The sequence below is a fragment of the Chimaeribacter arupi genome (assembly GCF_002858805.1).
GTDB lineage: Bacteria > Pseudomonadota > Gammaproteobacteria > Enterobacterales > Enterobacteriaceae > Chimaeribacter > Chimaeribacter arupi.
The window spans coordinates 1-12,957 of sequence record NZ_PJZI01000032.1 but is presented as its reverse complement, the minus strand read 5'-3'; the positions used below and the strand labels follow the sequence as shown (position 1 = coordinate 12,957).

Below are 12,957 nucleotides of genomic sequence, written 5' to 3'. Positions count from 1 at the left end.
CGCCTGGATGGCGACCTTTTCTTACGCAGGATTTTTTTTATAAAACAATAGATTATTTCAGGTTAAGCGTCACATCTCCCACATATTCCCAATATTGATTACTTTCTTTATAACGTGGGTAATAGCCATATGTTTGATCGCTATTAAGTGCGATCAGCTTATATAACGCCAGATGGGTACTGTCCGGATTTGACAGGTAAACGTCACCTATCTTGCCTTTGCCGCTATTTTCACCCCAACGATGGTATTTCATCAATTCCTGATTATTCGCAATGGCTTGCTCTTCAGTGTCGCCCAGATAAATCCAGTATCGGTTATTGGACTTCGTTGCAGGGTAGTACCAGTATTTCCCGTCGCTGCCGGTGCCCATCAGGTTGAAATAGGCTTTGCCCTGACCATAAAAATCATCAGAGAGGTAAATATCGCCTATGGCACCTTTACGGTCATTCTCACCCCAGCGATGGCAGCAATTTGTTTTTGCGTCATCATGCGTGAACGGGGCAAGAATCTTGCTGTAGGCATACATCGGTGCCTGCTGTTCAGTCATGCCGCTGTGTTCCGGGCTGACCTGTTTGGCGATGCCCGGCTGATCACGCGCCATCGACCAGATGCCGACCATGCCGAGATCCCGTTTCACCGCATCTTCCATCACCAGCTTTGCATCAGACTGATAGAACACTTCGCCCTGCACGTCGTTGTAACCGATCATCGGCGTGGTGCCCATCATGGCGTTGATCTCTTTGTCGGACTTGGCCGGCCAGATTTTCTTCAGCTGGTGGAACATGTTTTCGATGGCGGAGGTGGCGCAGGTGCCGTGGATATTCTGGCCTTCGGTACCGTCAGACTGGCAGATGGCATTGCCGTAGTCCATGGTCATCACGTTAACCCCGGCCAGGTCGACACCGGCATCACGCGCATCTTCCAGCACATACAGCCCTTCAGCCGTCAGGCCGGTCGGCAGGATCGGCAGGGTGTACCAGATGCCGACCTTGCGGCCTTCCTCTTGCCATTTCGCCTGTACCGCTTTTACGGCGCGGTTACGGCGCTGGATCGACTCGTGGTCCGCCACCCAGGTGCCTTCGATGTCAAAGTCCAGCACGTTCAGGTTCAGGTTATCCACGATGTCATGGTAGAGCTGGGTCAGGTCAGCGTCGTTTTTACAGGCGGCGGCCAGCGGGGCATTATTGGCACCCCCGATGGACACCATAATGTCGCCGCCCGCTTCACGCAGCGCCTTGATTTTGCTGTACTGGGTGTAATCCTGCAGGTTGTAGGCGGTACCCCAGGTCGGCAGGCACTGGTCACCGCTCTTCGCCACCACAAACGCCATGGTGAAGTGGTTAACGTTCTGCTCTTTTGCCAGTTTCGCCAGATCCGGAATGGAATTCAGGCTGAAGTCCACATACGGGGCATAGACGTGGGCCGGCCACGGATTTTTCGGCGTGCCGACGCGCTCTTTGGTGCCTGCCCAGTCGATGTACACGGCCCACGGGTTAATGTCTGTTGGGGAAGCGTGCTGCACTTTGGTCTGTGCCACATACGGCTGGCCCTGGAACTGTACCAGTTGCCCGGCCGGGTAAAGGGCAGAGGTGTTGAACTGCGGCGCGGCAGCCAGTTGTTCCGGCGTGTATTCCACGGTTGGGCCTAACGGTTTCCACGGACGGCCGTTATTGCCTTGTGGGTTCTGGTTGGCCGGGTCAGCAGGGTTATTCCCGATGGTGTAGAACAACGCTTCATAAGACTGGCCGTCAACCTTAACCACATCCCCTTTATTATAGGTTTTGGAGGCGTTCCAGGTTTCCACCGGCATATAACGCTGCCACGGGTTTCCTTGTGCCGGAATAAAGGAGTTCGCCGGAACAGCACCATTGGCTTTATAGGTATTTTCCTGATATTTCACGATATCGCCTTGCTGATAGGCTTTATCACTGCTGAATGCATCATGCACAACCGGGGTACCGCCGCCGTTAATCTCACAGGTGGTCGGGTTACCGTACTCGGCCATTTCGGCGCTGGTGGCCGTGCGCAGATAACGCCACGGGTTATTGGCTTCATCGGCAGCAGCCTCTTTCGGGCAGTTGTCGGCGCCTACCCACCAGGCGTTTTGATAGACGTTGCCGTCAAAAATCACCTGCATGGTGTCGCCACCCTCCTGGCCATTCCAGGCCTCTAATGCAAACGCGCTTGCAGCCCCAGCGGTCAAACCAACGGCAAGTAAAGCCCTGGAAATAAGCGTTAATTTCATCGTCATTCCTTTTGAATAATAAACGTTACGCGTGCTAATAAAGACGCGGCTGAATATTACCAAAGCGAATTACACGAAGGATTTAATAATTAATGAAGCAGCGATTAACTGTTTTTCAGTTCTTTATTTAAATAGATCAAGGTTATTTTCTATCTTATTAAATAACGAGGTTTCAACGAGGTTAAATAAAAGCAGAGGGAGTGCCGGGAAATAAAAACGGGCCTGTCCGGCCCGTTTTCCAGTAAAGAAATGTGACGATTTACTCGCCTGGGCAGCGCTGGCAGCGTTCTGCCTCTTCATTGCCGAGACGCAGTTTACTTTGCAGATCGCGCAGGGCCGTGCGCAACCCCTCTTCAATCACCGGATGGTAGAACGGCATCTCCAGCATCTGATTGACCGTCATTTTCTGCTGATGTGCCCACGCCAGCAAGTGTGCCAGATGCTCCACATCCGGGCCGATCATCTCTGCGCCGAGGAACCGCCCGGTGCCTTGTTCGCCATACACACGCATCACACCTTTATTACGCAGCATCACGCGTGAACGGCCCTGGTTCTCAAAGGAAACTTCACCGATTTCAAAGCAGCCACAGGCACCCAGCGCGCTGTTCAGCTCGCGGTAGGTGGCACCGACCATCGCAATCTGCGGATCGGAGAACACCACAGAGATCGCGCTGCGACGCAGGCCGGGGTTCACTTCCGGGAAAGCCCCGGCGTTATCCCCGGCGATACGGGCCTGATCGCTGGCTTCATGCAGCAGCGGCAACTGGTTGCTGGCGTCACCGGCAATAAAAATGTGCGGCACGCTGGTCTGCATGGTCAGGCGGTCGGCCGTCGGCACACCGCGCGCGTCCAGCACCAGGGAGGTGTTTTCCAGCCCGAGCTTATCCACATTCGGGCGGCGGCCGGTGGCTGCCAGCACGTAATCCACCATCAGATCCTGCGGGTTGCCCTGCTTGTCCAGGTAGCGGATGAAGACGCGGTCGCCTTCGCGCTGCATCATCTCGATTTTTGCATCCGCATCGAGGTAAAACTCATCGCTCAGGGTAGTCGCGGCATATTCACGCACACGCGGGTCAGTGAGCGGGCCGACACCGCCGCCGACGCCGAAGACTTTCACCTCAACACCCAGACGATGCAGCGCCTGGCCCAGCTCCAGGCCAATCACGCCGGGGCCGAATACCGCGACGCTCTCCGGCAGGTCATCCCAGCTGAAGACATCATCATTAATCACCAGCCGGTCGCCCAGGGCGTCCCAGGCCGCAGGCCAGGCAGGGCGTGAGCCGGTGGCAATCACGATGCGCTGCGCCACAATGCGGGTGTGGTCATCTACCATCAGCGTGTTGTCATCAATAAAGCGGGCATAGCCGGAGATTTTGTCACGCGCCGGGATATTCTCGACGCCCTCAAGCACAAAACCGACAAACCGGTCACGCTCGCGTTTGACGCGGTCCATGACTTCACGGCCGTTGATCAGGATTTCACCCTGGGGATGGATGCCGAAACCGTGGGCGCGTTCCGTCTGGTGCACGGCTTCTGCCGCCGCGATCAGCAGTTTTGAAGGCATACACCCTACGCGCGCGCAGGTCGTCCCAAACGGGCCGCCCTCGATCATCACCACATTCGGCGTGGAAAGTTTCGCGGCGCGGTAGGCGCCCAGGCCGGCGGTGCCGCCGCCGATGACGGCAACGTCGACGTTGAGTTGTTTCATGGTATGCCTCGGTTTTCTGCTGTGTAAAAAAGGGGACGGGAATAAAAAAGGCGGGCTAAAAGCCCGCCAAAATTCACGTTGGCTGTTTCTTATAGTTAATACGTAGGGATGGTTTATCTCTTACGTCAGGTTATACGGCCAGGAAGGTTTCCAGATCGTCGCTGCCACCAATGTGACGGCCGCCGATGAAGACCTGCGGAACCGTCGCGCGGCCGGATACAGCACGCAGGCTGACGGTGGTCGCGTCTTTGCCCAGTACGATTTCTTCGTACTGAATACCGCGCTCTTGCAGCATCTGTTTTGCTTTGGCGCAGAACGGGCAGCCCGGTTTGGTGAACACGGACACGGATTCCTGGATTTTGAACTTTGGCGCCAGGTATTTCAGCATGGTGTCAGCGTCAGACACTTCAAACGGGTCGCCCGGCTTGTTCGGCTCAACGAACATTTTTTCTACCACGCCGTTGCGTACCAGCATGGAGTAACGCCAGGAGCGCGGGCCAAAGCCCAGATCCGCTTTCTCTACCAGCATTTCCATACCTTTGGTGAACTCGCCGTTACCGTCCGGGATGAAAGTGATGTTTTCAGCGTGCTGATCGTTTTTCCACGCGTTCATCACGAACGTATCGTTCACGGAAACACACAGAATGCTGTCTACGCCATGCTGACGGAACACACCGGCCAGTTCGTTGTAACGCGGCAGGTGGCTGGAAGAACAGGTCGGGGTAAAGGCACCCGGCAGTGAAAAGACGATAACCGTTTTATTTTTGAACAGGTCGTCGGTTGTGACATCAACCCACTGGTCGCCCTGACGGGTATGAAACACAACCTGTGGGACTTGCTTACCTTCTTGGCTTGAAAACATCGATAACCTCTTAAAATAACGGATGAATTTCTTATTGCTGCATGTGTCTTGCTTCGTTGGGGTACATTATTCACGCAGGGGGTTGATAGATCTAATCGTTGATTGCTATCTTATTCATTGCCATGAGCTATCATGGGTCGGAGGAAAAAATGAACATTCGCGATTTAGAGTATTTGGTTTCGCTGGCGGAATTCCGCCATTTCCGGCGTGCGGCGGATGCCTGCCACGTCAGCCAGCCCACCCTGAGCGGCCAGATCCGCAAGCTGGAAGATGAGCTGGGGGTGATGCTGCTGGAGCGCACCAGCCGTAAGGTGTTGTTCACCCAGGCCGGGCTGTTGCTGGTGGAACAGGCGCGCACTGTACTGCGTGAGGTGAAAGTGCTCAAGGAGATGGCAAGCCAGCAGGGGGAGACCATGTCCGGCCCGTTGCATATTGGCCTGATCCCGACGCTTGGCTCATACCTGCTGCCGCATATTATCCCGATGCTGCACCAGACGTTCCCGAAACTGGAGATGTACCTGCACGAAGCGCAGACGCACCAGTTGCTGGCGCAGCTCGACAGCGGCAAGCTCGACTGCGTGATCCTGGCGCTGGTAAAAGAGTCAGAATCCTTTATCGAAGTGCCGCTGTTTGATGAGCCGCTGAAACTGGCCGTGTATACCGATCACCCCTGGGCGGGGCGCGACCGGGTGCCGATGGCGGAGTTGTCCGGTGAGAAGCTGCTGATGCTGGAAGATGGCCACTGCCTGCGCGACCAGGCGATGGGCTTCTGCTTCCAGGCCGGGGCGGACGAGGACACCCACTTCCGCGCGACCAGCCTGGAAACACTGCGCAACATGGTGGCGGCCGGCAGCGGCATCACACTGTTGCCTGCCCTGGCAGTGCCGAATGAGCGCCAGCGTGACGGCGTAAGCTATATGCAGTGCTGCAAACCAGAGCCGAAGCGGACCATTGCGCTGGTCTACCGCCCCGGCTCACCCCTGCGCAGCCGCTATGAGCAGCTGGCAGAGGCCATCAAAGAGCATATGCAGCCGATGTTTGACACCGCATTAAAACAGGCGGTTTAACCCGTTCAGTGCGGCAACGCGATAGGCTTCCGCCATCGTGGGGTAGTTGAAGGTGGTATTGACGAAATACTCGATGGTATTGCCTTCCCCTTTCTGTTCCATGATGGCCTGGCCGATGTGAATAATCTCCGCCGCACGCTCGCCAAAGCAGTGAATACCCAGAATCTCCTTGGTTTCGCGATGGAACAGCAGTTTCAGGCTGCCCACATTCATCCCGGCAATTTGCGCCCGCGCCAGGTGCTTGAACTGCGCCCGGCCGACTTCATACGGCACTTTCATCGCCGTGAGTTCCTGCTCGGTTTTGCCGACGGAGCTGATCTCCGGGATGGTGTAAATCCCGCTTGGGATATTCTCAATCAGGTGGACTTTGGCTTCACCCTGGATCATCGCCTGCGCGGCGATACGCCCCTGGTCATACGCCGCTGAGGCCAGGCTCGGGTAACCAATCACGTCACCCACGGCATAAATATGCGACAGTGCCGTCTGGTACATGCTGTTGACTTTCAGCAGGCCGCGGCTGTCTGCCTGCAGGCCGATGGTTTCCAGCCCCAGGTTGTCGGTGTTGCCGGTGCGGCCGTTGGCGTACAGCAGGCAGTCTGCTTTGACTTTCTTGCCCGATTTCAGGTGCACAATGACCCCGTCCTCGACCCCTTCAATCCGCTCGTACTCTTCGTTATGGCGGATCACCACGCCGTTGTTCCAGAAGTGGTAGGAGAGGGCGTCTGACATCTCCTGATCCAGGAACGCCAGCAGGCGGTCACGGGTGTTGATCAAGTCGACTTTCACCCCAAGACCGCGGAAGATCGACGCATATTCGCAGCCGATCACCCCGGCACCATAAATAATAACGTGGCGCGGCTCATGGCTCAGTTGCAGGATGGAGTCGCTGTCATAGATGCGTGGGTGGCCAAAATCGACCTCTGCCGGGTGGTACGGGCGCGAGCCGCAGGCGATCACAATCTGCCCGGCGGTCAGGTGGTCGGACGTGCCGTCCGGGTAGCGGACACTGATGGTATTGGCGTCAATAAAGCTGGCATCACCGGAGAAAAGCTGGCACTGGTTGCGCTCATAGAAGCTCTGGCGCATGCGGGTCTGCTGGTTTATCACCGAGTCGGCATGGCGCAAAATATCAGGGAAACTGGAGCTGAGTGAGCGGGAGGTGGTGTCACTGTAAAGCGGGTTCTGGTTGAATTCGATGATGCGGCTGACAGCGTGGCGGAGGGCTTTCGAGGGGATGGTGCCCCAGTGGGTACATCCGCCGCCCACGTTGTTGTAGCGTTCAATCACCGCAACCCGTGCGCCCTGTTTCACCAGGCCCATTGCGGCCCCTTCACCGCCAGGGCCGGAGCCGATGACGATCGCATCAAATTGGAAGTGCTGTTGCATGTATGAGGCACCTATTCTTATACAAATTTACAACGAGATTGTAACATCATAGGCCTGAATCCCCAATCCACCGTAGTCTTTTCGTGGGGCGCGCTGCCATTTTTTCACCGTCACTGACTGTTGCATGTTTGTAGAAGCGTAGGGTCTGAAAAGTTTGATATAGTGCGGTCATGGCAGGCGCATCGGTTGACAGGACACTCCTCTGGAAAAGGTTATGGGCGTAAGAGCACAACAAAAAGAACGCACCCGGCGCTCATTGATCGAGGCGGCATTCAGCCAGCTCAGCGCCGAGCGCAGTTTTGCCAGCCTGAGCCTGCGTGAGGTGTCCCGCGAAGCGGGCATTGCCCCCACCTCGTTCTACCGCCACTTCCGCGATGTGGATGAACTCGGGCTGACAATGGTGGATGAAAGCGGCCTGATGCTGCGCCAGCTGATGCGCCAGGCGCGCCAGCGCATCGCCAAAGGCGGCAGCGTGATCCGCACGTCAGTGTCCACCTTTATGGAATTTATCGGCAACAACCCCAACGCATTCCGCCTGCTGCTGCGTGAACGCTCCGGCACGTCTGCCGCGTTCCGTGCTGCCGTGGCGCGTGAGATTCAGCACTTTATTGCTGAACTGGCCGATTACCTGGAGCTGGAAAACCATATGCCGCGCAGCTTTACCGAAGCCCAGGCTGAAGCGATGGTCACCATTGTGTTCAGTGCCGGTGCGGAGGCGCTGGATGTGGACATTGAGCAGCGCCGCCGGCTGGAAGAGCGGCTGGTGCTGCAACTGCGGATGATTTCAAAAGGCGCGTATTACTGGTACCGCCGCGAGCAGGAGAGGGCGGCGTTGTCGCAGGAGTAATGCCACTGCCCGCCGGTTCCCGCCCGGTATGTTTCTTTCAACCCATGTTTCCTTCAAACCCACGACAGATAGGTAAAAAGATGACAGAACACCCTCGCCGCGAGAAAGGCACCCTGCTGCTTGCCCTGATTGCCGGATTATCGATTAATGGCTCTTTTGCCGCGCTGTTCAGCTCGGTGGTGCCGTTTTCCGTCTTCCCATTGATTTCTTTGGTGCTGGCGGTGTATTGCCTGCATCAGCGTTACCTGAACCGTGCGATGCCGCAAGGTATGCCGTCGCTGGCGGCCGCCTGCTTTATGCTGGGCCTGCTGCTCTATAGCGCGATTGTCCGGGCGGAGTACCCGCAAATTGGCTCCAACTTCCTGCCGGCGATTCTGGCAGTGGCGCTGGTATTCTGGATTGGCGTGAAACTCAAAGCCCGCGACACCATGGTAAAACCGGAAGCGTAAGCCCGGCGCAGCCCATAAAAAAAGCCCTCAACTGAGGGCTTTTTTGTGCCTGTCATCAGGCGTCGCGCTTCACCAGCAAGACGCCGCACTCCATATGGTGCGTATAGGGGAACTGGTCAAACAGCGCCAGCCGCGTGATGTCGTGCGTCTGGCTCAGGGTTTTCAGGTTCTCACACAGCGTCTCCGGGTTGCAGGAGATATAAAGAATGCGTGGGTAACCCTGCACCAGCGCGACGGTGTCGTCGTCCAGGCCGCTGCGCGGTGGGTCGACAAAAATGGTTTCGCACTGGTAGCTGCGTAAATCAATGCCTTTCAGGCGGTTAAATTCACGTACGCCATTCATTGCCTGGGTGAAATCTTCCGCCGCCATGCGGATGATCTGCACATTGTCGATCTGGTTGGCGGCAATATTGTATTGCGCCGCCGCCACAGACGGCTTGGCAATTTCCGTCGCCAATACGCGGTTAAAGTTACGCGCCAGCGCCAGTGAGAAGTTGCCGTTACCGCAGTAGAGCTCCAGCAGATCGCCGGTCGAGCCGTGGGTGGCATCCAGCGCCCACTCCAGCATCTTCACGTTCACCGCCGCATTCGGCTGGGTAAAGCTGTTTTCCACCTGGCGGTAGATCATCTCTTTTCCGGCCACCGGCAGGCACTCATCCACATAATCCTGATCCAGCATGATTTTGGTTTTCGTCGCGCGGCCGATCAGTTGCAGGTCAAACCCCTGCGCCCGCAGGCGATCGCGCAGCGCAGTGGCGGCCTGTTGCCACTCTTCATCCAGCTTGCGGTGGTAAAGCAGCGAGGCGATGATTTTGCCGCTCCGGGTGGAGAGGTAATCAATCTGGAACAGTTTGCGGCGCAGTACCGGCAGCGGTTTCAGTTCGTCAATCAGCGCGGTCATCAGGCGGTTGATCAATTCACTGGCCGCCGGGAACTGGTCGACCCGGATGCGCGCTTTGGTCTGCTGGTCAAAGATGATATGGAACAGATCTTCCTCATCATGCCAGACCCGGAATTCTGCCCGCATACGGTAATGCTGTTTCGGGGAGGGGAAGACGTCCGGCTCCGGCGCGGCAAACGGCGACATCAGCGTCTTGAGACGGGCGGTTTTTTCCGCCAGCTGGTCGTCATATTGGTCAATGGGCAGCGTGTCAGGCGTCATGGAATGTCTCGTCTGGATTGGGGAAAAAGAGTCGGTTTGCGGGGATTGTAGGGAAAGTCAGGGCTAAGTCCAGTTTTGTGACGTTAATTTCCCACCGGAACAGTGGAAGTCTAGACTTCCATATGGGTTGATCGTAGCATTGCGCTCCGGCCTCTATCAATGAGTTAAAAGGGAATCCGGTGTAAATCCGGAACTGACGCGCAGCGGTAAGGGGAAGTCACGGCGAACGCATAATTGCAGACACTGCTCCGCAAGGGGTGGGAAGTCTTCGCCCGGCGTGCTGATAGGGCACGGCTCCCAAGTCCGAAGACCTGCCGGGATAACCCGTCGCATTATTCATTTTCGCCGCGAACTGCGAAGATGACTGCCTGCGGCATCCTGCCAATTAAGTGTGGATGCGTTTCGCATGACAATGAAAAAATCCCTGCTGTGGACAGCGCTCTCTGCCACGGCCTTTTCCGGCTGGGCGCACGCCGCCGCTGCCGGTGATAACAATGATGATAGCGTGGTGGTAACGGCGAACCGTTTCCCTCAGCCTGTTTCCTCTGTGCTGGCCCCGGTCAGCGTCGTGACAAAAGAGGAGATTGATCGCTGGCAGGTAAAATCCGTTGCTGAAGTGATGAGCCGTTTACCGGGCGTGGACATGGCCCAGAACGGTGGGATGGGCCAAAGCAATTCTTTATTTATCCGCGGCACCAGTTCCAGCCATGTGTTATTGCTGATCGATGGTATCCGGCTGAATCAGGCAGGGATTTCCGGCAGCTCCGATCTCAGCCAGATTCCGATCTCCCTGGTTCAACGTATCGAATACATCCGTGGGCCACGCTCTGCGGTGTATGGCTCGGATGCGATTGGCGGCGTGATCAATATTATTACGACGCGCGAAAACGTCGGTACCACCCTGAGTGCCGGCGTCGGATCGTATGGCTATCAAACCTATGACGGTGCGACCCAGCAAAAACTCGGTGAAGATACCGTGGTCACGCTGGCGGGTAACTATACCTATACGCATGGTTATGATGTGGTCGCGGCAATGCCGGATAACTACGGCGACCCGCGCCAGCCCGATCGTGACGGCTTTATGAGTAAAAGCCTGTGGGCCGGGCTGGAGCATCATTTCAATGACCAGTTCAGCGGCTTTGCCCGTGCTTACGGCTATGATAACCGCAGCGCCTACGACGGCACGTACAGTTACAGCGACCCGGCGCACTCTGACGCCTTGCCGGACACCCGCCAGCTTTATAGCCGCACCTATGACACCGGCCTGCGATTCCGGCAGGGTATCTATGCGTCGCAGTTAATCGCCAGTTATAGCGAGGCCAAAGACTATAATTATGACCCCCGCTATGGGCGCTATTCAGATTCCGCCACGCTGGATGATTCCGAACAATATAATCTCCAGTGGGGAAATACCTTCCAGCTGGGGCAGGGGACAGTCAGTGCCGGGCTGGACTGGCAGAAACTTGCCACCGAGCCGGGAACCAACTACCTGGATGAAGGCTATACCCAGCGTAACACCGGCATGTACCTGACGGCGCAACAACAAATCAGTGAAGTTACGCTGGAAGGGGCGCTCCGGGGTGATGATAATTCACAGTTCGGCTGGCACTCTACCTGGCAAACCAGCGCCGCCTGGGAGTTCATGGAGGGCTATCGGCTGGTGGGCTCCTATGGCACCGCTTATAAAGCCCCGAACCTTGGCCAGCTCTATAGCGGTTACTACGGCAACCCGGATTTAAATCCGGAAGAGAGCAAGCAATGGGAAGGCGGGGTTGAAGGGTTGACCGGGCCGCTGAGCTGGCGCTTGACCGCTTACCGTAATGACATCGATCAGATGATTGCTTACGACACAGCGAGCAGCCGTTACTACAATATCGGCAAGGCCAGAATCAAAGGCGTTGAGTGGACAGGCTCCCTGACCACCGGCCCGCTGCAACATCAGCTTACACTGGAGTACCTCGACCCACGTGATGCGGATACTAACGAAATCCTGGTACGCCGTGCCAAGCAGCAGGTGAAATACCAGCTCGACTGGACGGTGGCAGACTTTGACTGGTCAGTGAATTATCACTACCTCGGCCAGCGCTATGATACCGACTACAACAGTAATGAAAGGAAGCAACTGGGCGGCGTCAGCCTGTGGGATCTTGCGGTCTCTTATCCGGTTACATCGCACCTGACCGTTCGTGGTAGAATTGCCAACCTGTTTGATAAAGATTATGAGACGGTTTATGGCTACGAAACACCAGGACGTGAATACTACCTCACTGGCAGCTATACCTTCTGACCCTTCATTAACTCCCCGGCCTACCGCGTTGGTCTTTGACTCCGGTGTCGGGGGGCTTTCGGTTTATCACGAGATCCGGCAGTTGTTGCCGGATCTCCACTATATCTACGCCTTTGACAATGTCGCTTTCCCTTATGGGGAGAAATCAGAAGAGTTCATCGTCGAACGCGTAGTGCAGATTGTCGAGGCCGTAGCGCGGCGCCATCCGCTGGCCATCATTATCATCGCCTGTAACACCGCCAGTACCGTTACCCTGCCGGCGCTGCGTGAGCGCTTTACCTGCCCGGTCGTCGGCGTGGTTCCGGCGATCAAACCAGCGGCCAAACTCACGCGTAACGGCATTGTGGGCCTGCTGGCTACCCGCGCCACCGTACAACGTCCTTATACGCATGATTTGGTGACCCGCTTTGCCACGGATTGCGAAATCCTGATGCTGGGCTCGTCAGAGCTGGTGGAGATAGCCGAGGCAAAGCTGCACGGTAAAGGTGTCTCGCTGGAGGCGTTGCAAAAGATTGTCCGTCCCTGGCTGAAACTGCCTGAGCCACCTGATACGGTTGTTCTGGGCTGTACGCACTTTCCATTAGTCGCTGACGAATTAATGCAGGTGCTGCCGGAAGGCACCCGGCTGGTGGATTCCGGGGCTGCCATCGCCCGCCGCACCGCCTGGCTGATTGCAAATCAGGAAAATGTGCCGCTTTCCACAGAAAAAAACATTGCATACTGTATGGGCATTTCAGCGGAAACCGAGGCCTTACGCCCTGTTTTAGCCGGTTATGGCTTTAAAACCATCGAAAAACTGCCGCTTTAGCATCAACTGGATTAAATTTTAGACGGTTGAATAATTTTTTGAATTTAGGGGTTGCAGGCTGTCAGGAACTCCCTATAATGCGCCTCCACTGACCGGGAACAACGACCAACACGTCGCCGGGTCAGGAAGAGATAAG

At 56.3% G+C, this 12,957-nt stretch carries 10 protein-coding genes and 1 riboswitch; of the genes, 5 read left to right on the top strand and 5 right to left on the bottom strand.

Going from position 1 to position 12,957, the window contains the following annotated elements:
- Window positions 1-52: 52 nt before the first annotated feature.
- The 3 genes from CYR52_RS17055 to CYR52_RS17045 all read right to left on the bottom strand — a co-directional run bounded on the left by CYR52_RS17055 (window position 53) and on the right by CYR52_RS17045 (window position 4,815).
- Window positions 53-2,245 carry a glycosyl hydrolase family 18 protein gene (locus CYR52_RS17055; protein WP_101829027.1) on the bottom strand — a complete coding sequence of 731 codons (2,193 nt, stop codon included), beginning with the start codon at window positions 2,243-2,245 and terminating at the stop codon, window positions 53-55.
- Window positions 2,246-2,504: 259 nt separating this feature from the next.
- Entirely contained in the window at window positions 2,505-3,953 is a 1,449-nt protein-coding gene (locus CYR52_RS17050; protein ID WP_101829026.1) for a dihydrolipoyl dehydrogenase, read from the bottom strand.
- Between the two features lie 130 nt (window positions 3,954-4,083).
- Entirely contained in the window at window positions 4,084-4,815 is a 732-nt protein-coding gene (locus CYR52_RS17045) for a glutathione peroxidase (protein ID WP_101829025.1), read from the bottom strand.
- A 149-nt stretch (window positions 4,816-4,964) separates the two neighbouring features.
- Between CYR52_RS17045 and oxyR the strand changes: the two genes are divergently transcribed.
- A complete protein-coding gene (oxyR, locus tag CYR52_RS17040) occupies window positions 4,965-5,882 on the top strand; it encodes a DNA-binding transcriptional regulator OxyR (RefSeq protein WP_072931630.1) in 918 nt (305 codons plus the stop codon).
- Here the strand turns inward: oxyR and sthA are convergent.
- Entirely contained in the window at window positions 5,865-7,268 is a 1,404-nt protein-coding gene (sthA, locus tag CYR52_RS17035; protein WP_072931632.1) for a Si-specific NAD(P)(+) transhydrogenase, read from the bottom strand. The genes oxyR and sthA overlap by 18 nt on opposite strands.
- 214 nt (window positions 7,269-7,482) lie before the next feature.
- Here sthA and fabR point away from each other — a divergent pair, with 214 nt between their 5' ends.
- On the top strand, window positions 7,483-8,115 hold the full coding sequence (fabR, locus tag CYR52_RS17030; protein WP_072931633.1) for an HTH-type transcriptional repressor FabR: 633 nt from the start codon (window positions 7,483-7,485) through the stop codon (window positions 8,113-8,115).
- 80 nt (window positions 8,116-8,195) lie between these two features.
- Window positions 8,196-8,564, top strand: a complete 369-nt coding sequence (locus CYR52_RS17025) for a YijD family membrane protein (RefSeq protein WP_072931635.1) — start codon at window positions 8,196-8,198, stop codon at window positions 8,562-8,564.
- 55 nt (window positions 8,565-8,619) lie between these two features.
- Here CYR52_RS17025 and trmA read toward each other — a convergent pair whose 3' ends face one another.
- Window positions 8,620-9,726: a tRNA (uridine(54)-C5)-methyltransferase TrmA gene (gene trmA / locus CYR52_RS17020; RefSeq protein ID WP_101829023.1), complete on the bottom strand. Its 1,107-nt coding sequence runs from the start codon at window positions 9,724-9,726 to the stop codon at window positions 8,620-8,622.
- 130 nt (window positions 9,727-9,856) lie between these two features.
- Window positions 9,857-10,059, top strand: a riboswitch (cobalamin riboswitch).
- A gap of 73 nt (window positions 10,060-10,132) precedes the next feature.
- On the opposite strand from trmA, the gene btuB reads away from it, so the two are divergent.
- Together btuB and murI are read left to right on the top strand one after the other, a co-directional pair.
- Window positions 10,133-12,013, top strand: a complete 1,881-nt coding sequence (gene btuB / locus CYR52_RS17015; protein ID WP_101829022.1) for a TonB-dependent vitamin B12 receptor BtuB — start codon at window positions 10,133-10,135, stop codon at window positions 12,011-12,013.
- Window positions 11,958-12,821, top strand: coding sequence for a glutamate racemase (gene murI / locus CYR52_RS17010; RefSeq protein ID WP_101829021.1), 864 nt, complete (start codon window positions 11,958-11,960; stop codon window positions 12,819-12,821). Before btuB ends, murI begins: the two co-directional genes overlap by 56 nt.
- Window positions 12,822-12,957 lie beyond the last annotated feature (136 nt).